Here is a 23,261-nt window from a genome sequence, read left to right as displayed (position 1 = left end):
GGTGCCCGCGCATACCCACCTCCGGCCAGCAAGCGCTTCCCCCGGCGTGTCGGGAGATCGGTGCCGGGTGGTGCGTGCGCAGCGGTCCGCGCTTTCGCCTTCCGTGCCCCTTGGCTGCGGTTGGCTTGGGGCTAGTGGATGAGGTGTGGAGTGGGGAGGCCGCCGCAGTTGGTGCCGTGGGCGGTGGGGGTGACTGTCACGGTGTGATTGAGGTTGTTGTAGCCGGTGGTGGGTTGCCAGGTGTTGGCGTTGGCCAGACGGATCGCGTACGCCGAGTTGTAGGTCTCTGTGGAGCCGGGAAGGGTCGCGGTCGAGTGCAGGCGGGGTGCCGGGTCGGCGAGGTTGAGTAGGAGTCGGTAGCTGCCTGGGATGGCCGGAGCGCAGACCTTCTGGGCGACGGTTGTCGTCGTTCCGGGGGCCCAGTGCCGTGCGTCGGCCGGCAAAGTCACGCCGTAGGTGTGCTTGTCACCTTGGAAGATCAGCTGGACCTGGCGTGGGTTGTAGGGAGCGGCCCAGCCGTCGTTGCGCACGTCGAGGCTGACCGAGACAGCGCCGCGTGGGCGGGTGGTGTTGGTGAAGGTCCCCTTCGCAAGGGCGAGTCGGTAGCCGAGCTCCCGCTTGGCGGTGGTGATGCCGTCGCCCCAGGTGGTCAGCACGTCCTGGTTGTAGTCGGTGTTCAGATAGGAGAAGTGAAGCCTCGCCATCTCCGCGGACGCCGATGGCCAGTCCGACCGTGGTGAGTTGACGGCACAGGTCTCGCCGCCCTGAGGCAGGTAGTTGCTGTCCTGCGCGACGAACTCCTTGTCGAGCTCGATCGGATCGCTGAGGTACGTGCCGAAGTCGTCCGGGCTGGCCAGGAAGCAGTCGTTGTGGTGCCCCACCCGCGCGACCGGCGATCCGTCGTACGCCTGATCCGCGCTGAGCCCTCCCGCGGTACCGGTCGGGACGCCGAACATGCGTTGCTTCATGTACGGCGTGCGCACCTGGACCATCCGGTCGGCGGGGAGAGCGCGGAGCAGCGCATCGTTCACTGCCCGGCGGTCGGCCCAGTTCTGGTCGGTGACGATGCTCGGGTCGGCAGGGTCGGAGAAGTGGTCGGTGTAGTAGCCCTCTCCCCACAGCCCGACGAAACCGGACTGGACGACGGCGATGACGTCGGAGTTCGCCCGCAGGATCGGCTTCAGCTGGTCGATGTGCTTGAGCACTCGGGTCAGCGGCGCATCGCCGTACGGCGTGGTCGGTGGCCAGCCGGGCGGTTTGGCGTAGGCGAACCGGACGATCGCCTTCACGCCGGCGGCACGGATGATGCCGAAGTCGGCGCGGACCTTCTCCAGGTACGCCTTGTCGATCACGTCCTGGCCGGCGAACTTCTCCAGGTAGAACACCCGGAGGATCTGGGTGATGTTCTCCTGGGTGCGGAAGGTGCGCAGCGTCGCCTGGTCGAGTGGTGTGTAGCCGGTACCGTCGGCCAGGTAGTGCGTCTCGGTGTGGTGGTAGAAGCCGCGTTCCTGGTTGGCGATCACGTCGGTGGTCGGCGGGTAGGTCCGGGTCGTTGCCGAACTGTTGCTGTCGGCAACGGCGACCTGGGTCGGCAAGGTCAGGCCGATCAGGGCGATCGCAGCGATGAGCCGTTTCACGATGGTCTCCTTGGCTAGCTGATGGTGATGGTGCGCAGCAGCGAGTTCATGCCGGTCGACGACTCCCAGGTGCCCTGGTTCGCGAAGCGGACGGAGTACTCGGGGCGAGCGGACAGGTTCGGGTCGGGCAGGTTGAGGAGTACGGCGTAGGTGCCCGTCGCGAGGTTGGTGGGGATGGTGAGGGTCTGGGAGAGCGTGGTCGTCGAGCCGGCCGTCCAGCGGCGGGGATCAGTGGTCAGGGGGAGTCGCTGAACGGCTCCGGTGGAGGCATTGCGCAGTACGAGCTCGACGCTGTGCGGGTTGTACGGCGTGGCGAAGCCGTCGTTGCGTAGGGCAACCGTCACCGGCAGGCTGCCGCCTCGGGTGGCGGTGGTTGGGAGAGTGCTGGTCTGCAAGGTGAAGCGGTACCCGAGTCGCTTGGTCACGTCGGCAAGGCAGCCGCCGGTGTTCCACGAGTTGAGCACGGTCGGCTCATAGTCGGTGTTGAGGTAGGACCAGTGGAACTGCGCGAGTTCAGTGAGCGCCGTCGGGCAGCTGGATCGCGGCGGGTTCGACGTACAGGTTTCGCCGCCCATCGCCAGGTAGGTGGTGTCCGACTGCAGGTAGGGGTACTCCACCGCGGTGTTCTCGTAGGTACCGAAGTCGTCCGGGCTGGCCAGGAAGCAGTCGTTGTGGTGTCCCAGCCTGGACAGCGACGAACCGTTGTAGGCCTGCCCTGACTGGACCGGGCTGGTCGAATACATCGTCCGCTTGAGCTTCGGCGTACGGAGCTGGACCATCCGGTCCGAAGGCAGCACGCTGAGGAGCTTGTCGGTGACGGCCTTGCGATTGGCCCAGTCAGCCGCGCTGATCACGCCCGCGTTACCGAAGTTCTGCGTGTAGTACCACTCGCCCCAAGCGCCGATGAAGCCCGCTTGCATGACGGAGATGACGTCCTTGCCGCCGCTGAGATACGGCGCGAGCTGGTCGAGGTGGGACTGGACCCGGGCCAACGGCGCGTCATCGCCGGCGGTCGAGGTGGTGTAGGCGAAGCGCAGAATCATCTTGAGCCCTGCCGCCCGGACCGTCGCGAGTTGCTGCTGAAGCTGGTCCAGCGCCGCCTGCCCGATCGGCCCGTTCTTGTACTCCGCCAGGTAGAACACACACATCACCAACGAGATGCCCTGACTGCTGCGATACCCCTGCAAGGCAGCCAGGTCGAAGTCGTTCTTGTCGCAGTCCCCAGTGTGGTGATAGAGCCCACGCTCGGGATTGGCAAAGTTGTCACCCGACGCCGCGTAGGTCACGTCGCCTGTCCCACCGCCGCCGCTGTAGACGTGCGTGTACTTCGACGACGTCTCCAGCGGGCTCTCGACCTGGAAGACGAGATCCGCGTCGTTCGGACTCGCGATCTCGCCGAGAGCGGCGCGGTCGACCGTCCATCGAGCGACCCCGCCGGTGGCCGAGTAGGTGACGGCTCCGACCAGTGTCCAGCTCCAGCCACCGCCGTTGTGGTGGTAGAGGTTTCCGTTCTCCAGCAGGTAGTCGGCGCCGATCCCGCTCTGCGCGAAGCCGGTCGAAGTACTTCGGTCCGTGTCGATGTAGGTCCGCGCGAACTGCGGCGCGCCGGTGTAGGTGAACTGGTAGGTGACAGTGGTCGCGGTGTTGGTCGCCGACTGGCCGCTGATCGCGGCGTAAGCAGGTGGCGAGACAGTGAGGGTGGCGAGCAGGCTTCCGGCGGCGACGCCGGCGAGCAGTTTGAGAGACCTCATGGGCGGAGTCCTCCTGGGGGAATGGGTCAACCTTTGATGCCGGACGTGGCGATTCCTTGGATGAACTGACGTTGGAGCAGCGTGAAGATCGCGATGATGGGCAGAGAGGCGAGCAAGGATCCGGCCATCAGCACCGGATAGTCGGTCTGGAACTGGCCCTGGAGTGAGGCGAGACCGGCGGACAGCGTCATCTTGCCGGGATCGGTGTTCACCACCAGCGGCCAGAAGAGGTCGTTCCAGGACCACAGCAGGACGAGCAGCGACAGGGCGACCAGGCCCGGCCGGGCCAGTGGCAGCACGATCGACCAGTAGATCCGGACCGGTCCCGCGCCGTCGATCGCCGCGGCCTCCTCGAGCTCCTTGGGCAGCCCGAGGAAGAACTGGCGCAGCAGGAAGACGCCGAAGGCGCTGAACAGACCCGGAACGACCAGCGCCTGCAGCGAGTTGAGCCAGCCGAGCGACGACATGATCTGGTACTGCGGAATGATGAACAGCTGCGGCGGAACCATCAGCACCGACAGCAGGATGCCGAAGAGGAGGTTCCGGCCGGGGAAGCGCAGCCGGGCGAAGGCATAGGCGGCCATCGAGCAGAACAACACCTGCCCGATCGTTCGCAAACCGGCCATCAGCACGGTGTTGAGGAACTGCTGACCGAACGGAATGACGTCGAAAACCCTGCTGTAGTTGTCCCATCGCCCCTCGGGCAGCAGCGACGGCGGGACAGACGTCGCACTGCTCAACGACTTGAGCGAGGTGATGAGCTGCCAGCAGAACGGCGCGACCATCGCCAGCGCCGACGCGATCAGGATCGTGTGGACGTAGCGATTCCTACGCATAGTGCACCCACTTCTTCTGGAACCGGAACTGGGCGGCGGTCAGCACCACGATCAGGAGCAGCAGCATCATCACGATGGCCGCCGCATAGCCTCGATCGTTGGTGACGAAGGCCCGCTCGTAGAACAACTGGACGACGGTCTGGAGCCGCGGGAACGCCGGATTCGCCCGAGCACCCGCGCCCGATCCCGCCATCACATAGACCAGGTCGAACAGTTGCAGCGAACCGATCACGGAGACGACCGAGACGAAGAACGCGGTCGGTGACAGCAGCGGCAAGGTGACATGGAAGAACTGGCGCCACCCGCCCGCTCCGTCGATGGCCGCCGCCTCGTAGTACTCCTTGGGGATCGCTTGGAGCCCGGCCAGGAAGATGATCAGGTTGTAGCCGACACTGGCCCAGACGCCGACCACGACCAGTGCATACAGCGCGGTCGCCGGGTCGGCCACCCAGTTCGGACCGTCGATGCCGACCAGCGACAGCAGGTAGTTGATCAGCCCGTAGTCGCCGTTGTAGAGCCACCGCCAGACCATCGCGATCGCGACCGGCATCGTGACGACGGGCAGGAAGAACAACGTGCGATAGAGCCCGACGAACCGCATGCCCTTGCGATTGAGCAGGACGGCGAAGCCGATCGCCAGCGGGATGCTGAGCAGGCCCAGCGCGGTGTAGGTCAGCGTATTGACCAGGGCCCGGCCCACCTCCGGATCGTCGGCCAGCCGGCGGTAGTTGTCGAGCCCGGTCCAGGTGTGACCGCCGAACGCGCCCCACTCGGTGAGCGAGAAGTAGGCGGTCTGCAGGACCGGCCAGAGATAGAAGACCGCGATGCCCAGCCCGGTGGGAGCGATGAACGCGTACCCCCACAAGGCTTCCCGGGCCCGTCCGCGATTCATTCCTTGGCCAGCAGGGCGTCCATGGCCTTCGCCAAGTCGGTCGCGGCCTGGTCCGTGGGGACCTCACCGTTCCACGCCTTGGTCAGATAGGTGAGTTCCGCCTCGTTCCACGCCGCGGTGTTCTTCGAGACCGGGAACGGTACCGCGTAGCTCACCGAGTCGAGGAACGTCTGGAGCTTGAGCTCGGGATGAGCCTTCACCCAAGCCGTCTGCGTTCCGTTGTACGCCGGAATCGGGCCCTTCTGCCCCAGGAGTTGCGCGGCCTCCTTGGAGCCGAGGAAGCGGACGAACTCCCAGGCCTGGTCCGGATGGTCCGTCTTGGCCGAGACGACATTCGCCACGCCGTGGATGATGGTGGCCTGCTTCTCGCCGCGGGGGAGCGGGGCGACATCGATCTTGCCCTTGGTGTAGCTGTTGGCCGTGAACTCCGAGACGTTCCAGGAGCCGCCCCAGTACATCGCGATCTTGCCGGCCTCGAACAGCTGGATCGGGGTCGTGTCGGTCATCGTCTTGAGGTCGGGCGACTGCTTGTTCTTGATCAGGTCGGTCCAGAACGTCAGGCCGGCGATCGTCTTCGGGTCGCCGTACCCAGACTTCTTGCCGTCCGGCGAGATGACGTAGCCACCGGCCTGAGCGATCGTGTCGTACTGGTACTCCTGGAAGCTGCCGAGCGGCGCGGCGGTTCCGTAGATGCCCTTACCGGCATCGGTCAGCTTCGCCGCGGCGTCCTGGAAGTCGGCCCAGGTCCAGTCATCCTTCGGGTACGGGACCTGCTTGGCGTCGAAGAGCGTCTTGTTGTACCAGACGCCGACGGTGTCCATGTCCTTCGGAAGCCCGTACGGCTTGCCCTCGAAGGTGTAGAGATCCGTCAGCGGCTTGGGGTAGACGGACAGGTCCGGCTGGCCGGGCATCGGTCCGATCACCTTGTTCGAGGCATAGAGCTGGAAGTTCGGCCCGTTCATCCAGAAGACGTCCGGCGCCGCACCGCCGGTCGCGGCAGCCTTGAGCTTGGTCCAGTAGTCGGCCCAGGGAGTGAGCTGGACCTCGACGCTGATGTTCGGGTGAGTCTTGGTGAACTCCGCGGCGAGAGACTCCATCACCGGTTTCTGGTTGGCGTCCCAGACGCCGTACGACAGCGTGACCTTGGCGTTGGGGTCGGCAGCCGGCTGGGCGCCGGTGCCACCCGAACAGGCTGAAACAGCCAGTACCGCCGAGAGCAGAACAGCACTCAGCCTCTTCGACATCCGCATCCTGGGTCCTCCAAACACATCCGCAGTGAATGGGTTAATCATGGAGTCCATGGAAATTATGTCAAGAGCCCAGCGCAGATCAGTTCCGCCCGGTCGCCCCGAAGATCTCCGCGGAGGCCAGCTCGGCACCCCCGGACAGGGCTGCCTCGACCTGCTCGAGCGCGAGCCGTACCGCGCCCAGCGCCACGCCCTCGTCCCCGAAGGTGGAGACCCGGATCTCCGGCGTTCGCAGACACCATCGATCGAGTTCGCGGCGCAGTGGCTGGACCACCAGATCCGCGGAGCGGGAGAAGCCGCCACCGACCACCAGGAGCTCCGGGTCCAGCGTGAGGACCAGCGCGGAGACACCCACCGCGATGTCGCGGGTGTACCGCCGGACCGCCCTGACGGCGTCGCGGTCGCCGTCCCGCGCGGCGAGGAAGACGTCTTCGAACTCGTCCTTCCCGCCCGACCAGGCGCGCAGGTGGTCCGGAGCCCGGAGCCAGCCGGCCGCCGGCAATGCGCCGATCTCGCCCGCGGCGTTGCCGAAACCGCGGTGCAGCTTGCCGTCGATGATCAGGCCGGTGCCGGTCCGTACGCCGGCCAGCAGGAACACCACGTCCTTGGCGTACCGGGCGACCCCACGCCAGGACTCGGCGAGTGCGGCCAGTTTGCTGTCGTTCTCCACCCGAACCGGCGCGGGGACGAGTCGTCGCAGGTGTGCGGCGAGGTCGACGCCGGTCCACTCGGTCAGCGAGTCGGAAAGCATGACTCGTCCCGTCCCGTCGACCAGGCCGGTGGTGGCGACTCCGGTCGACCAGATCTGGTCGGAGGCGACCCCGGCCCCGGCGAGAGCCGTGCTGACACACGCGTCCAGAGCGGCGAAGCGTTGCCTGCGGCCGAGCTGGGGGGTCACGGCGAGAGTGGCGGAGTTGAGCACCTCGCCGTCGAGGTCCGTGACCAGGGCGCGGATCGTGTGTCCACCGATGTCGACGCCGAGGACCCGTCCCGCGTCGGCGCGGAACCGGTAACGGCGGGCGGGCCGGCCGACTGTACCCGCGGTCGGCTCGACCTCGGCCACCCAGCCGCGCCCAATCAGTTCCCGGGCCACATCCTCGGTCGAGGCGCGGGACAGGCCGGTTCGCTTGGCCAGCTCAGTCAGGGTCAGCGCCTTGTCGTCGCGCAGTGCGCGGATCACCGCCAGCCCGTTCAGCTGCCGCAGCCGGGACAAGTCTCCGCCGCTCGGCTCCTCGGTCATGTCTCCCCTTGAGGTTCGTTGCTGTCAGGGTCAATAATGATGGACTCCTTAATAATGTAGCGGAAAGGAATCCATGGCTAGCGTGACTCTAGCCCTCGTCGGCGGGGGACTGCGTGGTCAGCTGTACGCCCGGAGCGCGGTCGGGTCCTCAGTGGCGCGGGTGACCGCCATCGCCGAACCCGATCCGGGCCGGCGATCGGCACTCGGCGCAGAGTTCGCCGTACCGGCCGATCGGCTGTACTCCGACTGGGGTGAACTCGCCGATGCCGGGCGGCTGGCCGACGCGGCGATCATCGCCACCCAGGACCAGTTGCACACCGAACCCGCGGTACGGCTCGCGGATCTCGGCTATCACATCCTGCTGGAGAAGCCGATGGCCACCAGCGAGGACGATGCTGCCGCCATTGCCAGGGCGGCTCAGCGGAACGGGATCATCCTGGCCGTCTGTCACGTGCTGAGGTACACGCCGTACACCCGGATGCTGAAAGGGCTGCTCGACTCCGGCCGGATCGGGAGGCTGGTGAACGTGCAGCACCTGGAACCCGTCGGCTGGTGGCATCACGCACATTCCTTTGTCCGTGGGCATTGGCGCCGGTCGGACACGTCAGCGCCGATGTTGCTGACCAAGGCGTGCCATGACCTCGACTGGCTCGTCCATCTCTTCGGCCAGGTGCCGGCCCGGGTCAGTTCGTTCGGCAGCCTGACCCACTTCCGGGCCTCCGAGCGACCGGCTGGAGCCGCGTCGCGATGCGTCGATTGCCCGCTGGAACCGTCGTGCCCCTACTCGGCCAAGCGCCTCTATCTCGACTGCCTGGCCGACCCCGGCCGGCACTTCTGGCCGTTGGGGGCGGTCACTCAGGAGCGCACCGAGGCCGGCGTACTCGAGGCTCTACGGACCGGTCCGTACGGCCGGTGCGTCTACGCGTGCGACAACGACGTCGTCGATCATCAGGTGGTGAACCTGGAGTTCCCAGCCGGCGGTACTTGTTCCTTCACGATGAGTGCGTTCACTCCGATGGAACACCGGCAGACCCGGCTCCTGGGCACTCACGGCTATCTGGAAGGAAACGGCCGCACGATCCGGCTGGTGGACTTCCGCACCGGCGCCGAGGAGCTCGTCGCCGTACCTGAGGCGGACGGTGACGGTCACGGCGGGGGAGATCAGGAACTCACCGCCTCGTTCCTGCGCGCGGTCGAGACCGGTGATCCGGGACTACTCCCCACCGATGCCACCATCAGCCTCGCCAGCCACCGAGTCGTCTGGGCCGCCGAACGCGCCCGCACCACCGGTACGGTCGTCACCCTGAGCCCGGCCTAGGCTGGGGGAGTGGACAACGAGCCGAGTTGGCGTGAGAGACGGCGGGAGGCATCCGTCGCTCAGGCTGCTGCCCTCGCGCACCGCAAGGCCACCGAGACCGCGCAGGCTCGGGCGCTCCTGGCCGACTTCATTGAGAAGCTGAAGGCGGCGGGTATCGAGCCGCAGCCGTTGCGGGCGCCGGTGGTCGGGTCGAGTGCGAGCTACCGGACCGGCATCGTCGGCTGGTACCTGCGTCGCAACCGGTCGCTCGGTGCGGATGCCGACGGCAACTTCTACATCCTCGGTACGCCGGCCGGCCTCAAGGCGCGGCTGTTCGGAGTACGGGTGGTGCCGTCGGATCCGCCGCTCACGGTCGGGCTCGGCGCGCGGGACGGGGACTCCCTGCCGCTTGAACAGCTGCTGCGCAACCGGCTGGAAGAGGCGCTGTAGCCGGCCAATAAATCAGTGGCGGGTTGCCGGGGGTGCTGGTAGCGTCCCCGGCCTGCCTTTTCGGGTGGTTTCCGTGCACTGCGTGAAGGATCGAATCGAACCGGATGGTCTCCGGGGCGGGATCTGTTGATCGCCTGTCCGTCGTTCGCTTTCTCCAACACGAGTCGAGGCTGCATTTTCCGATGCTCGAATCCGCACGCTCCGAAGAAGAACTCGAGGCCGAACAGGCCTTCCTCGCCGAGGCCCGGGTGGCGCTGGCCCGGATGTACCAGGAGGTCGAGGCACGAGACGTGCCGCTGATCGGCGGCGAGGACAACGACGAACGCTTCACCAACGAAGCGAACGAACGCGCCAAACGGATGCGGACGCAGGCTCTGCTCGACCTGCCAGAGGTGCCGCTGTTCTTCGGCCGGCTCGACTACGAGGCCGGCGCCATCGAGGACATCGACCGGATCTACATCGGCCGCCGGCACGTTCACGACGGCAACGGCACCCCACTGGTGATCGACTGGCGGGCGCGAGTCTCGGTGCCGTTCTATCGAGCGACCCGCAGCGACCGGCAGCGGGTCATGCTGCGGCGCCGCTATGGGTTCTCCGATGTGGCTGAGCTGACCGGGTTCGAGGACGAGCCGATGATCGGCAGCGGGTACGCCGACCAGGCCGACGCCTTCCTGCGGAACGAGATCGAGCGCCCGCGCACCGGACCGATGCGCGACATCGTGGCGACGATCCAGCCGGAGCAGGACGACCTGGTCCGCGCCCCGCTGCATCCAAGCGTCTGCGTGCAGGGCGCACCCGGTACCGGCAAGACGGCCGTCGGCCTGCACCGGGTTGCGTATCTGCTCTACACCGAACGGGAACGGCTGAGTCGCGGCGGAGTCGTGATCGTCGGGCCGAACCGCTCCTTCCTCTCCTATATCCGCAAGGTCCTGCCGGCGCTCGGCGAGGTCGACGTACGGCAGATCACCATCGACGAGCTGATCAACCAGCCCGCGGCCGCGTCGGACGACTCGGAGGCCGCGCGGCTCAAAGGTGATGCACGGATGGCCCGCGTACTGCGCCGCGCCCTGTGGTCAGCTGTCGGTACGCCGACCACCGGAATCCTTTACAGCAAGGGTTCCTATCGTTATCGGGTGCACGACTACGAGCTCGCGGACATCGTGTCCGCCCTGCGCGAGTCGACGCGATACGCCCCGGGACGGAACGCCTTGGCGCAGCGGATCGCGCACGCAGTACTGGTTCAGATGGAGCAGCGGGGCGAGTCGCCGGACGACCGTACGCAGAACGCCGTGGCCCGCTCGAAGCCCGTGCGTGCAGTGCTCGATACGGTGTGGCCCCGCGTCGTCCCCGAGCAGGTGCTCTGGCGGCTGTTCTCCGACGCCCAGTTCCTGGCGCAGGCGGCCGACGAGTTCACCGCCGACGAGCGCGCCGCACTGCTGTGGCCGAAGGCTCCCCGTTCGTGGAAGTCGGCGAAGTGGTCGGGCGCCGACACCATCTTGCTGGACGAGCTAGACGACCTGATCGAACGCCAGGCCGGCTCGCTCGGCCATCTCGTGCTGGACGAGGCACAAGACCTGTCGGCCATGCAGTTGCGCGCGTTGGGCCGGCGGTGCCGCACCGGGTCGGCGACGGTCCTCGGCGATCTCGCGCAGGCGACGACGCCCTGGGCAGCAGGCTCTTGGGATCGCGTCCTCGATCACCTCGAGAAGTCCGACGCCATCGTGGCCGAACTCGATCGGGGCTTCCGCGTCCCGGACCAGATCATCGACTTCGCGGCCAGGTTGCTGCCCCAGATCGCACCGACGCTCGGCGTACCGCGCGGTGTCCGGACCGTCGCCGACGCGCTCTCGATCGTCTCGACCGACGAGCCTTCGTTCACGGACACCCTCGTCGCCGCCTGCAAGACCGCCCTCGCCGGCGAAGGCTCGGTCGCACTCATCGCGGCCGACGACCAGATCTCACCCCTGTACGACGTACTCGCAGCGGCCGGTCTGCACCCGGCACTCCTGGGCGCGACCGAAGACGAGATGGACACGGAACGCCTGGTCTGCGTCCCGGCCAGCCTCGCGAAGGGCCTCGAGTTCGACGCGGTCATCGTCGCCGAACCAGCCCACATCGTCGCAGCCGAACCCCGCGGCCTCCACCGCCTGTACGTCGTACTGACACGCGCAGTCAGCTCTCTGCAAATAGTCCACACAACTCCGCTGCCGAGCCTGCTGAGCTAGGCCGCTATCTGCTCGACGGTTTCGGCCCGGTGGATCGCAGGCTCCCGAGCCGCGACAGCGCGTCGAACCAGAAGCGAGCTCCGGGGACGGTGGCAGCCACCATCAGCGCCCAGCCGGCCAGGACGAGCAGAAAAAGTTGAATGTCCTGGCCGGTTCCCTGGTCCGGGTCGGCGAACCCTCGCTGTTCGAACCAGTTGCAGGACGCATCGGGCGCAGCGCAGGCGGAGACAGGGCCCCAACCGATGGGAAGGCCGGACGCGCGGACCTTCTGGATCTCTGTGCGGAGGTCGCTCAGACAGTCGCCCGCGTCCTTGTTCGAGCAGTCGGCGGAGTTCGCGGCCTGGGTGACGACGGTTTCCCGAAGCGCTTCGTCGGTGTAGAGCGAGCGGGTGATGCCGATGGCGTTGACGTTGAAGAGCAGCACCATGACCGTCGCGACGCCGAGCGAGATCCAGCGGACATGGCGCTTGTACCACCCGGTCACCCGGTCCATGTGGTCGTCGTACCACTGCTCCAGGCCTTCCCGGAACTTCCCGATGTCGTCCCCGGCCTCAGCGAGAAGACTCAGCAACGGCTTCTTCAGCGCATTGTCGTCTTCCCAGCCGACGACCTTGGTCCTGACCTGAGCGACGGTGGTGGTCCCGGAGATGTCCGGCACGAGAACGTCGAGGAACGACCGCGCAAAAGAACGACCCGAGAGATAAGACGGAAGCTTCCTTCTTTCCACCCTGCCCAGCGCGGTATTACCCGCGTTGTCCGGCAGTACTCCTTTGTCGGCCGTCCGGGCGACCATCGGCTGCATCATGATCTGATTGGCCGTCGGCCCATCCACCAGCGACCGAATCCCGCGCAGCAGATACTCGCCCCGCAACCCGATGAACCGCGTGGCCCCCTCGGTGACCACCGAGACCACCACGGAAAGGCCCGCGAAAATCAACAGCAGCCCAACAATTGTCTGAATAACCAAGCTGTCCATGGGCCCTCATGATCCTCGGTCTGGTGGCGAACACAAGAGTGCCCGGTGACCGATATCAGATGGTCACCGGGCGCCTTTGTTGGTGGTATTAGCTCAAGGAAGCGAGAGCGTCGTTCCACGTCTTTGACGGGCGCATGATGGCTGCGGCCTTGGCCGGGTCGGGCTGGTAGTAGCCGCCGAGGTCTGCCGGGTCGCCTTGGACGGCGAGGAGTTCGTCGACGATGGTCTGCTCGTTGCCGGCCAGGGTTTCGGCCAGGGAGGTGATGGCCTTGGCCAGGTCGGTGTCGTCGGTTTGCTTGGCCAGTTCCTGGGCCCAGTACAGGGACAGGTAGAAGTGGCTGCCGCGGTTGTCGATGCCGCCGACGCGGCGGGTGGGGGACTTGTCCTCGTTGAGGAACGTCGCCGTGGCGCGGTCCAGGGTGTCCGCGAGGATCTGGGCCCGGGCGTTGTCGGTGGTCTGGGCCAGGTGCTCGAAGCTCGCGGCCAGGGCGAAGAACTCGCCGAGGCTGTCCCAGCGCAGGTAGTTCTCCTTCACCAACTGCTGGACGTGCTTCGGCGCCGAGCCACCCGCACCGGTCTCGAACAGACCGCCGCCGGCCATCAGGGGAACGACCGACAGCATCTTCGCGCTGGTGCCCAGCTCGAGGATCGGGAACAGGTCGGTCAGGTAGTCGCGCAGCACGTTGCCGGTGACCGAGATGGTGTTCTCTCCCCGCCGGATCCGCTCCAGCGAGAACTTGATCGCGTCCACCGGCTTGAGGATCTGGAGGTCCAGACCCTCGGTGTCGTGCTCGCCCAGGTACTGCTTGACCTTGGCGATGACGTTGCGATCATGCGCGCGCGCCTCGTCCAGCCAGAACACGGCCGGGTCGCCGGTGGCGCGAGCCCGGGTGACGGCCAGCTTGACCCAGTCGCGGATCGGCGCGTCCTTGGTCTGGCAGGCGCGGAAGATGTCGCCCGCGGCAACTTCCTGCTCCAGTACTACGTTGCCGTCGGCATCGACCAGCCGAACCGTACCCGCGCTGGCCAGCTCGAAGGTCTTGTCGTGGCTGCCGTACTCCTCGGCCTTCTGCGCCATCAGGCCGACGTTCGGGACCGAACCCATCGTCGCCGGGTCGAAGGCGCCGTTCGCACGGCAGTCGTCGAGGACGACCTGGTAGATCCCGGCGTAGCTGCTGTCCGGCAGTACTGCGAGCGTGTCGTGCTCCCCGCCGTCCGGACCCCACATGTGCCCCGACGTGCGGATCATGGCCGGCATCGAGGCGTCGACGATCACGTCGGACGGCACGTGCAGGTTGCTGATGCCCTTGTCGGAGTCCACCATCGCCAGCGCGGGGCCGTCGGCCAGTTCCGCGTCGAACGAGGCCTTGATCGCGTCGCCGTCCGGCAGCCCGGCCAGCCCGGTGTAGATCCCGGCCAGCCCGTCGTTCGCGGACAGACCGGCCTCGGCCAGCGTCTCGCCGTACTGCGCGAAGGTCTTCGGGAAGAACACGCGGACCACGTGCCCGAACACGATCGGGTCGGACACCTTCATCATGGTGGCCTTCAGATGCACCGAGAACAGCACGCCCTCGGCCTTCGCCCGGCTCACCTGGGCGGTGAGGAACTCGCGCAGCGCGGCGACGTGCATGACCGAGCTGTCCACGACCTCACCGGCCAGCACCGGGATCGACTCGCGCAGTACGGTCGTCTCGCCGTCGGCGCCGGCGAACTCGATCCGGAGCGTGCCGTCGGCCTCGATCACGGTCGACTTCTCGGTCGAGCGGAAGTCGTCGGCGTCCATCGTGGCGACGTTCGTCTTCGAGTCGGCGGTCCAGGCGCCCATCCGGTGCGGGTGGGTCTTGGCGTAGTTCTTCACCGAGGCGGGCGCGCGGCGGTCGGAGTTGCCCTCGCGCAGGACCGGGTTCACGGCCGATCCCTTGGTGCTGTCGTAGCGGGTGCGGATCTCCCGCTCGGCGTCGGTCTTCGGCTCGTCCGGGTACTCCGGCAGCGCGTACCCCTGGCTCTGCAGTTCCGCGATCGCGGCCTTGAGCTGGGGGAGCGAGGCGGAGACGTTGGGCAGCTTGATGATGTTCGCGGCCGGCGTCTTGGCCAGCTCGCCGAGCTCGGCGAGCGCGTCCGGGATCCGCTGGGCCTCGGTCAGCTGGTCGCCGAAGACGCCGATGATCCGTCCGGCCAGCGAGATGTCCCGGGTCTCCACGCTCACCCCGGCCTGCGCGGCGTACGCCTGGATCACCGGCAGGAACGAGTACGTCGCCAGTGCCGGGGCCTCGTCCGTGTGGGTATAGATGATGGTCGACTCAGTCACCAGGTACGTCCTCTGCTCCTCGTGTCGCTCCCGGGCCACCCCGTGGAGGCATCTCCACCCTAATGGGCAGACCATCCCCTCCGGCCTTCGAGTGGCGATGCTCACCGCCCGAGCCGCCGCGGGGCAGCTCCACTGATGCCGCGATGGGCGGTCGGAAGTCCCGATGACTCCGCGCTCACCGCGCGCCGGGAAGCCTTACGGCAATTGTTTCCTCTGACGGCTGCGAAGATGAAAGGGCAGGGCGATTTCAATTCATTAGTTCGCCTAACTCAACCGGCCTGCAACGCGAGGTGTGATCTGGAGCGAACGGACGGCACTGATGGACGACTGCTCTGATCTGCCGGGTGGAAACTTGCGGCCGACCACCTCTGGCGTCCAGGGGTCCGCGGTGCCAGATTGGAGACGCGCATCGAAATCGTTGCGCGGGGGCAATGGGGGAAACGACGATGATCAGTTCGACGATTGAGCTGCGTTATGTTCGCGGCGACGCGGGGGCAGAGAAGATCCAGGCAGTGGTCGACGAGATCCTGGCCGAACTGAGCGATCCGGCCAGCGAAGCGGCCGCTGCCGCGGTGGCGGCGGATGTTCGCATCGATGAGGTCGATCGCGCCGAAGTAGTGGTCACGGAGGGCAGCCAAGGGCTGGACCCGATCCTGACTCCCATCATTATTGGCATCACGGTCAGTGCCGGCTCGAAGGTCGCGGAGACCCTGTGGAAGGAGGTGATCTGGCCACGACTCAGGCGGCGCCTCGGCGTTGCGGTTCTCAAGGAACCACAACAGGTCGACGGTGCCGACGGCCGAGTCCCATGAGCCCGGTCGGCACGTCCCCGTACGCGGGGCTCGAACCGATCATGTGGCGAAGTCTGCTGGCAAGGGCAGCTGTTTTCCACGCCGTACGGGCAAGCCTGGCCCGGCTGACCGACGTGACGGACCAGATGCAGGCAGTGCAGTTGGTGCTCCTCGAGCTGGACCTCCTGGCGCGGAACCTGTCGGCGCTGGACTGCGACGACGCCACAGCCGTCGCGACGGTCGTTCGCGACTGGAAACAAGTCATTGTCGAGACGATCGCCGGAAAGCCCGCGGGTCCGGAGGAGCGGACACTGCTGCTCGAGCTTCAGGATCGGATTCAGTCCGCAAATGTAGAGGATCCTTTCAAGGGCCTCTTCGAGAGCGTACAAGCCCAGGCAGGTGCTCTTTACGGACCCTCGTGGAGACCGTCGCGGCTGTCGGTTGCTCACACTCTCAGCCATCCCCGCAACGCGGATCTGAAGATCGATCCGTATGCCGTCACGGCCGTCACGCATCTACCGCCTAATGCACAGGCCGCGGAAGTCGAACTGCGCATCTTCTGCGACAAGTTCGGGCCGGCTGCCTACGCCGCGGTGCCGATGTTGTTGGCTCACGAGTTCGTCTGTCACGTGCCTGCCCGGCAGGACAAGGTGAAGAACGACAGTGATTTCGCCGAGGGATTCCTCGATTGGGCGGCGCACTACTTCCTCGACCGATGGGCCGGCAAGATCGATCCACAGCTGGCACCGGCCGCACGGCGGCATGCCGACCGGCTCAAGGGCGTCCTCGAGAGACGCCCGGACGCACCCGAGGTACACGCGCGGGCGATGGGTCACCTTGCGGCGGACAATCTGGTGGCCTGGCTCGAGGGCGACCTGGAGCTGAGTCCCGAGGAGAGCGAGGCGCGGGTCGCGAGGCTGGCGGTCCAGCTGAATGTGCTCGACCGGCCGCTCGACCTGAAGGACAGGTTCGTCGGATTCCTGAGCTGCGCGGATCTCCCGCCCCAGATGCAGGAGGCGCTCCGATCCTGGGTCGCGGATTCGGTCAAGGCCGAGCAGTTGCTGGAAGTCGATGTGAGGTGAGGTAGCCATGACCACGACTTCGAGCGTTCTGGCGGCCGCGGCAACTCTGCAGGAGTTCTCGTTGTTCGAACTTGCCGCGTACTGCGAGGCCGATCCCGCCGGCATCCTGAAGGTCCTGTCTTCGGCGCACCCGCTCGTCCAGCCCCGCGATCAGCCGACTGATGAGCGCGAGAGCGGGCCGGACCTGCTCGGTGCGCAGCGCTGGCATGTGGTTGACACGACGGGTCTGCGCGACCTGATCGCGACATCCGCTCCAGGTCGGACCGCACGAGCGGCAGCGCAGCCCCGCCGCAAAGATCCGCTGACCCGGATTCGGCTCCTGCGTGCCGAGGAGACTCTGATCAGCTGCGCGGCTGAGGAGTCTGCCGACGTTCGCCGGATCATGGCGGCCACCGCGAGGAACTATCTGCGTCAGTTCGTGGCGGCGGATTCAGGCCGATCGGACTGGTGGATGCTGGGCGCGGACGATGAGGCGCCCGGCGGCGGCCCGTCCGAGAGCTGGATCGGTCCGGCGCCGCGGCTGCGGGTGGATTTCGCGCTGGCAACCCTGACCGAGTCGGAGGCGATGGGCCGCGAGGTGGCGGGGGAGTTCCTGGTCGAGACCGCGACCGACGTGTGCGCGCTGGTGAGTTATGTCGAGAAGCCCACGGACCGCGGACTGGCTGATTGGTTCTTCAACCTCGCGCACGAGCTGACCCGCCGGCCGGATGAGGAGGTTCCGTCCAGCGCCGCGCCAGATCGGTTGCTGTCGGCCCTCAGCTGGCGTCGGGTGCGAGCTCAGGTCGAGCCGAACGTCGAAAAGGCCGCGCAGGAGGCTGTGTCCCTGCTCCGTTGGCTGGTCGGCGACAGTGACGATTCGACTCCCGGCAACGGAGCGGGTGGCTTGTTCAGATTCCTCGGCCATCTGCCCGACGGCAGGAACCGGATCGAGGTCTACTCGGACCTCCTCCAGATCGTGCCATCCCAGTATGAGTGGCAGCCCGAAGGCGAGGTGGTGCCTGGCGCCTTGACAGAGGCGGTTGCCGACAGCCCCGCAGCGAGCCACCTCCAGCAATGCGCGAGTGCTCTGGAGGCAGGCCTCGTCCAGATGCCCTTCCAAAGCGAGTCGGCGCTGATCGGCCTGGCCGCGCACATGTTTCAGGACTTCGCTGCCCGTGGGGCGGTGTTCGATGAGGGTGTTGTTCCGAGATCGAATCAGGCGCGGCTCAACCTGCTGGGCCTGGCCGATGTGAGGGTAGACAGAGCGGAGTACGGGCTCTCGACCTCCTCTCAGCCGGTCGCCGCGAAATGGCTCCACGGCGGAGGCGTCTGAAATGGAGTCCGTCTCGTCGGCCTCCTGGCTCAGCCGCATGGTGCGTGCCGCGCTTCGTGGCGAGCCGTCAGGAAGTCTGGACGACCTCGTGGGGGTCATCGGACAGGCAACCGGCGCATCCTCGGTGATCCTCTGGGAGGCAGTGCACAGCCAGGCAAATCCGGCTGTACCGTCAGTTCTCGCCATCTGGACGGATGGAGCGCGGTCCGCGCCGACAGCTCCGGCACGCGCGGATTCGGTCACCCTCGCGGCTTTTGCCCATCGGTCGTTGGCGATACCACTGGCCGCAGACGAGAGCAGTACCCCAGCCGCCGACGGCCATCGCCCGGCCATGGCAGCGTTGCCGGTTGACTTCCTCGACGGCGGTCAAGGCGTGCTGACCCTTCACGGCGGGCAACCGCTAGGGAACGAGGCGTTCGACCTCGCGGTGGATCTGCTGGAGGTACTGCCGGAGCTGTGCAGTGTCGTCCGGGACCGGCAGACCCTGGACCTGGTGAACTTGTGCGACGGCATCCTCCGCGAGGCCGAGTTCGAGACCTCGCTGCTTCCGTTGGACCGGGACTTGCTGGCAGGCCATCTGAAGACGTTGTGTGAGGCGGTCGGACAGTCCTTGCGATGCGCCGATGTGTCGATCTACCTGCACGAACCGGGAGAAGCGGAACAGCCTTTCCCACTGGTCGCGACATCGTCGGAGAAGTCCGATCACCAGCCGGTCCACGTCCGTCGAGCCGGCGTGGCCGGGCAGTCTGTCGAGCGTGGCGGCCCGAATGTCGAAGCTGACCAGGAGGAAATGGTGGCGCAGTTGGCGACCGGTGAGCACATCTGGGGACTGATCAGCTGCAGTGGCTTGCATGGCCCGCCGTTCCATTTCACCCCCGCCGATTTGTCGCTGCTCGTTCCGGTCGGGTCGCTGGTGGCGCAGCACTGGAGCAACTGGCTCCAGCGGCGAATGATCTCGGCCGAGATCGAGTCCTGGCGTCGGCTGGCCGCCGCGATCACAGGCTTGAACAAGCTGGTCGCGGATGAGCTGAAGCGCGATGCTCCTCGAGACGAACTCATCTACGAAAAGGCCCTGAGCATCGTGCAGGACGTGGTCCAGGACTGCACCGGTGCGGGAGTGCATCGAACGGTATCCGCAGGCAGCAACGGATCGAGATTGGAACGCGTGCTGGCGACCGGGTCCCCGCGGGCGGGGGCAGCGGTGAACCGCCGGCGCAAGGGCGAGACGTCCCGCCACAATTTCTTCGCGGGCAGTGTGCACCGGTCGAAGTCGCAGCTGATCACCACCGAGGACCAGGCGTTGGCCGACGAAGGGCTGGACCGGCCGGTTCACTGGCTGATCGGAACGCCGATCAGCGTCGGCGAGAAGTTCTTCGGCGTCCTGGAGGCGTTCGGCCCCTCCCGCGAGGTGCCCGCGAACTCCGCGCAGGTCTGCGAAATCGTCGGAGATCAGATCGGCCTGTACCAGCACCTCCAGGAGTCCCTCCGCCGATTGCACGAGACCCGCCAACACCTCCAGGTCACCAACCGGGGCCAGGCCGAAGCCTTGGAGGATCTTGAGCATCAGCTCGTCAGCCCTTTGATCGCGGCAACCAGCCGAACGGAACTCGTTCTGAAGAGCGCCCGCTTCGACAGCAAGACCGAACTCCAGTTGCGGGCCATCCGGGGGCTGTGCCGGAAGGCGAGTCGGGTGGCCATGTCAGCCGGCGTGTTCGCCGCGCTCAGCAAGGGAGCATCGCCCAAGGCCAAGGTGGAGGTACACGGTGCTGATGATCTGCTGAGGATGCTGATAGCGGCGGCCGATGACGCGCAGATGCTGAGCAACCCACGCCGGCGGATCGGGTTCGACGTCGACCGGGCGTCGATCCAGGGGCTGGGCCGACGACTCGTCAGCTTCGACAATGCCTTTCTCGAACAGTGCATCGGGAACATTCTCGACAACGCGGCGAAGTACAGCTACGAACAGACCAGGGTCGAGATCTCCGGGCTCGTGACGGAGGAGGTCTTCGCTGTCGCGGTGACGAGCACCGGCCTGGCCCTCCAAGCCGAGGACGCGGTCCTGGCGCTGCAGCGGAACTGGCGTGGCGCGCGGGCACGCAACTCCACCGGCGAAGGATCCGGACTCGGACTCTGGATCGTCGACAACCTGATGCGATCGATGCAGGCGACCATCGACATCATCCCCGCCGACGAGAGAACGACGGTCCGTCTGTCCCTACCTCTCGCCGACCAGACGCGGCCCCGAAGGAGCTGATCATGCCCGCCCATATCGTCGTGGTAGAAGACGACTTCCTGCAGGAAGGACCGCTGGAAGAACACCTCCAGAACACGTTCCCGGCAGCTTGCATCGAGACTCTCAGCACCGAGAGCGAATTCAGGGAGCGTCTCCCGGCGCTGCGTGAAGCCAAGCCGGACCTCGTCATCCTAGACGTGATGCTGCGCTGGGCATCACCACGGCCGGACCTTCCCGAACCACCACCCGATGTCATCGAGGGTGACTACTTTCGTGCCGGGCTGCGTTGCGCCGAGCTGATGGCCAAGGACGATGAGCTGAGCAGCGTCCCGGTGATCATCTACACCATTCTGGAACGTAGCGATCTCGAGAGAAGTGGCGAGACCATGCCACTGCTCGGCAGCTATGTGCGGAAGAGTTCCGACCTGCATCTGCTGACCAGGAGAATCCGCGAGCTCGTGCCGCCCGCGAGCTTGAAAAGCTGAGGGCCCGCATCCTGGATCGGCTGCGGTTGTGGGTGCATCCGTTCTTCGCCCGCCGTTGATCGCTGCTGGGTGACCTCTTCCGCGCCGGGCTGAATCGGTCTACTGTCACGAGTGTGAGAGCGCTCTCACATTCTGCCTTCTCGCCTTCTTCCGCCCCGGAGGTGGTACCCCGTGATTCGGAGTCCTGAAAGAACCCGCCGACGCCGCGCGCGCTGGCGCGCGGCCTGTGCCGCAGTCGTCCTGGCCGTGACCTCGACCCTCCTGGTGGGCGGCGTGGCGACGGCAGCCGACGACTACACCCAGTCGGTCACGTCGCTGAACGCGACCCAGGCCCAGATCTCCTTCACCCCGACGACGCCCGCGGTCTACGTCGACGTCCACTACATAGTCGCCGGGCAGGGCCAGCAGAACTTCCGGATGGAGCTCAGCGCCGGCACCTGGCGCAAGACCGTGAGCGGGCTGTCCACGGGCACTGCCATCGACTACTGGTTCACGTACGAGAAGAGCGGCCCGCAGTACGACACACCGCACTTCACCTACACGCACGGCGGCGGTACTACGGCCGTCGCGACGCCGGCCTTCTCCCCGGCGGGCGGTCAATACACGTCCGCGCAGACGGTGACGATCTCCACGGCCACCTCCGGTTCCACCATCCGGTACACCGTGGACGGCTCCACTCCCACTGCGTCCTCGACGCTCTACAGCGGGCCGATCAGTGTGCCGTCGACGCGGACGGTCAACGCGATCGCCATCAAGGCCGGCCTGTCGAATTCCACCGTCGCCAGTGCGACGTACACGATCGGTACTGCGCAGGGTTGCCCGACGCAATCGGACGTACCGAACTTCGGCCCGAACACGCGCATCTTCGACCCGAGCATGCCGGCCGCGACCATCCAGGCGCGGCTCGATGCCGACTTCAACGCGCAGAAGGACACCATCGCGCACCAGATGGGCAATGGCCGGATCGCGCATCTGTTCAAGCCCGGTGCCTACAGCGTGCACGACGACGTCGGCTACTACACCTCGGTCGCCGGCCTCGGCCAGAACCCTGGTGACGTGGTCATCAACGGCGCCATCACGGTCGACGCGTTCAACGAGTCCGACCAGGGCGTGGCACTGCAGAACTTCTGGCGGTCCGCGGAGAACATGGCCGTGAACCCGATCGGTGGCTCCAACCGCTGGGCGGTCGCTCAGGCGGCACCGTTCCGTCGCATGGACATCCGCGGCAACCTGCAGCTCTACCCGGCCAGCTACGGCTTCGCCAGCGGCGGCTACATCGCCGACTCGAAGGTGTCCGGCCAGACGGCGTCCATCTCGCAGCAGCAGTGGTACACCAGGGACAGCAACCTCGGCAGCTGGGCCGGTGGCGTTTGGAACATGGTCTTCTCCGGCACCCCCGGCGCTCCGCCGACCACGTTCCCGAACCCGCCGGAGACCACCCTGGCGACCACGCCGGTCTCGCGCGACGTGCCCTACCTGTACCTAGACAGCGCGGGCAAGTACCGCGTGTTCACTCCGTCGCTACGCACCAACGCTTCTGGCGCTAGCTGGGCGAACGGCTCAACCCCCGGTACGTCGATCCCGATGAGCCAGTTCTACGTCGTGAAGGCGGGGGACACCGCTTCGTCCATCAACTCCGCATTGTCGGCGGGCTGTCACCTGTTCTTCACGCCCGGCGTCTACCACCTCAACCAGACGCTGAACGTGACGAAGGCCAACACTGTTGTCCTCGGCATCGGCTACCCGACGCTGATCCCGGACAACGGCGTCAACGCGATGCAGATCGCCGATGTCGACGGAGTCCGCGTCAAGGGCCTGCTGTTCGATGCCGGTACGACGAAGTCGGCTGCGCTGCTGACCGTCGGACCGGCAGGTTCCGCCGCGAGCCATGCGGCGAATCCGACAACGCTGCAGGACGTGTTCTTCCGCATCGGAGGGTCGATCGCCGGCCACGCGACGACGAGTCTGGTCGTCAACAGCCAGCACACGATCATCGACCACATCTGGGCCTGGCGCGCCGACCACGGCAACGCGGGCACCTGGGGCTGGACACAGTCCACCGGCGACACCGGAGTGGTTGTCAATGGCAACGACGTGCTCGCGACCGGGTTGTTCGTCGAGCACTACCAGAAGACCCAGGTGATCTGGAACGGCCAGGGCGGCAAGACGATCTTCTTCCAGAACGAGATGCCGTACGACGTACCGAACCAGGCCAGCTGGAACCGGCCGAGTGGCCGCAACGGGTACGCGGCGTACAAGGTCGGCGAGAACGTCACCTCGCACGAAGCGTGGGGGCTGGGTAGCTACAACTACTTCAACGTGAATCCCTCGGTGAGCGCGTACAACGCGTTCGAGACGCCGGTCAACGCAGGAGTGCGCTTCCACAGCCTGTGCACGGTGTCGCTGAATTACCAGGGCACTATCACCCACGTCATCAACGACACCGGCGCGGTGACGCCTCCGGGCACCGTACCGGTGAATGTGGTGAGCTACCCGTGA

At 66.5% G+C, this 23,261-nt stretch carries 17 protein-coding genes; 9 read left to right on the top strand and 8 right to left on the bottom strand.

Annotated features, from left to right (window positions below; genetic code table 11):
• Positions 1 to 131: 131 nt before the first annotated feature.
• The 6 genes from A3ES_RS49045 to A3ES_RS0131310 all read right to left on the bottom strand — a co-directional run bounded on the left by A3ES_RS49045 (position 132) and on the right by A3ES_RS0131310 (position 7,603).
• A complete protein-coding gene (locus A3ES_RS49045) occupies positions 132 to 1,637 on the bottom strand; it encodes a DUF4832 domain-containing protein (RefSeq protein ID WP_020390801.1) in 1,506 nt (501 codons plus the stop codon).
• A 14-nt stretch (positions 1,638 to 1,651) separates the two neighbouring features.
• The gene (locus tag A3ES_RS0131330; RefSeq protein WP_020390800.1) at positions 1,652 to 3,388 is read right to left on the bottom strand and encodes a DUF4832 domain-containing protein; all 1,737 of its coding nucleotides are present in this window, start codon (positions 3,386 to 3,388) and stop codon (positions 1,652 to 1,654) included.
• Positions 3,389 to 3,414: 26 nt separating this feature from the next.
• Entirely contained in the window at positions 3,415 to 4,224 is an 810-nt protein-coding gene (locus A3ES_RS0131325) for a carbohydrate ABC transporter permease (RefSeq protein WP_020390799.1), read from the bottom strand.
• Positions 4,217 to 5,116, bottom strand: coding sequence for a carbohydrate ABC transporter permease (locus tag A3ES_RS0131320; RefSeq protein WP_040455985.1), 900 nt, complete (start codon positions 5,114 to 5,116; stop codon positions 4,217 to 4,219). The genes A3ES_RS0131325 and A3ES_RS0131320 overlap by 8 nt, the downstream gene beginning before the upstream one ends.
• Positions 5,113 to 6,360, bottom strand: coding sequence for an ABC transporter substrate-binding protein (locus A3ES_RS0131315; RefSeq protein ID WP_020390797.1), 1,248 nt, complete (start codon positions 6,358 to 6,360; stop codon positions 5,113 to 5,115). Before A3ES_RS0131315 ends, A3ES_RS0131320 begins: the two co-directional genes overlap by 4 nt.
• 85 nt (positions 6,361 to 6,445) lie before the next feature.
• Positions 6,446 to 7,603 carry an ROK family transcriptional regulator gene (locus A3ES_RS0131310; RefSeq protein WP_020390796.1) on the bottom strand — a complete coding sequence of 386 codons (1,158 nt, stop codon included), beginning with the start codon at positions 7,601 to 7,603 and terminating at the stop codon, positions 6,446 to 6,448.
• A gap of 73 nt (positions 7,604 to 7,676) precedes the next feature.
• Here A3ES_RS0131310 and A3ES_RS0131305 point away from each other — a divergent pair, with 73 nt between their 5' ends.
• From A3ES_RS0131305 to A3ES_RS0131295, 3 genes are all read left to right on the top strand, one after another.
• Positions 7,677 to 8,921 (top strand): Gfo/Idh/MocA family protein, encoded by a 1,245-nt coding sequence (locus A3ES_RS0131305; protein WP_040455983.1) that lies wholly within the window; start codon positions 7,677 to 7,679, stop codon positions 8,919 to 8,921.
• A 9-nt stretch (positions 8,922 to 8,930) separates the two neighbouring features.
• Complete coding sequence (locus tag A3ES_RS0131300; protein ID WP_020390794.1) at positions 8,931 to 9,350, top strand: hypothetical protein; 420 nt, start codon at positions 8,931 to 8,933, stop codon at positions 9,348 to 9,350.
• Between the two features lie 182 nt (positions 9,351 to 9,532).
• Complete coding sequence (locus tag A3ES_RS0131295; protein ID WP_020390793.1) at positions 9,533 to 11,575, top strand: HelD family protein; 2,043 nt, start codon at positions 9,533 to 9,535, stop codon at positions 11,573 to 11,575.
• Between the two features lie 4 nt (positions 11,576 to 11,579).
• Here A3ES_RS0131295 and A3ES_RS0131290 read toward each other — a convergent pair whose 3' ends face one another.
• Both A3ES_RS0131290 and A3ES_RS0131285 read right to left on the bottom strand, forming a co-directional pair.
• Positions 11,580 to 12,551, bottom strand: coding sequence for a hypothetical protein (locus A3ES_RS0131290; protein ID WP_020390792.1), 972 nt, complete (start codon positions 12,549 to 12,551; stop codon positions 11,580 to 11,582).
• Between the two features lie 88 nt (positions 12,552 to 12,639).
• Positions 12,640 to 14,859: an NADP-dependent isocitrate dehydrogenase gene (locus A3ES_RS0131285; RefSeq protein WP_026163379.1), complete on the bottom strand. Its 2,220-nt coding sequence runs from the start codon at positions 14,857 to 14,859 to the stop codon at positions 12,640 to 12,642.
• Between the two features lie 446 nt (positions 14,860 to 15,305).
• Here A3ES_RS0131285 and A3ES_RS0131280 point away from each other — a divergent pair, with 446 nt between their 5' ends.
• From A3ES_RS0131280 to A3ES_RS0131255, 6 genes are all read left to right on the top strand, one after another.
• The gene (locus A3ES_RS0131280; RefSeq protein ID WP_020390790.1) at positions 15,306 to 15,671 is read left to right on the top strand and encodes a hypothetical protein; all 366 of its coding nucleotides are present in this window, start codon (positions 15,306 to 15,308) and stop codon (positions 15,669 to 15,671) included.
• A complete protein-coding gene (locus tag A3ES_RS0131275) occupies positions 15,668 to 16,732 on the top strand; it encodes a hypothetical protein (protein ID WP_020390789.1) in 1,065 nt (354 codons plus the stop codon). Before A3ES_RS0131280 ends, A3ES_RS0131275 begins: the two co-directional genes overlap by 4 nt.
• A 7-nt stretch (positions 16,733 to 16,739) precedes the next feature.
• A complete protein-coding gene (locus tag A3ES_RS0131270; RefSeq protein ID WP_020390788.1) occupies positions 16,740 to 18,044 on the top strand; it encodes a hypothetical protein in 1,305 nt (434 codons plus the stop codon).
• Position 18,045: 1 nt separating this feature from the next.
• Positions 18,046 to 20,298 (top strand): sensor histidine kinase, encoded by a 2,253-nt coding sequence (locus A3ES_RS0131265; RefSeq protein WP_020390787.1) that lies wholly within the window; start codon positions 18,046 to 18,048, stop codon positions 20,296 to 20,298.
• A gap of 2 nt (positions 20,299 to 20,300) precedes the next feature.
• Entirely contained in the window at positions 20,301 to 20,762 is a 462-nt protein-coding gene (locus tag A3ES_RS0131260) for a response regulator (protein ID WP_020390786.1), read from the top strand.
• Positions 20,763 to 20,933: 171 nt separating this feature from the next.
• On the top strand, positions 20,934 to 23,261 hold the full coding sequence (locus A3ES_RS0131255; protein WP_026163378.1) for a chitobiase/beta-hexosaminidase C-terminal domain-containing protein: 2,328 nt from the start codon (positions 20,934 to 20,936) through the stop codon (positions 23,259 to 23,261).

The sequence above is a fragment of the Kribbella catacumbae DSM 19601 genome, assembly GCF_000372465.1.
Classification (GTDB): domain Bacteria; phylum Actinomycetota; class Actinomycetes; order Propionibacteriales; family Kribbellaceae; genus Kribbella; species Kribbella catacumbae.
Note: the sequence above shows the minus strand (reverse complement) of the source record. Positions and strands in the feature narration are given on the sequence as shown.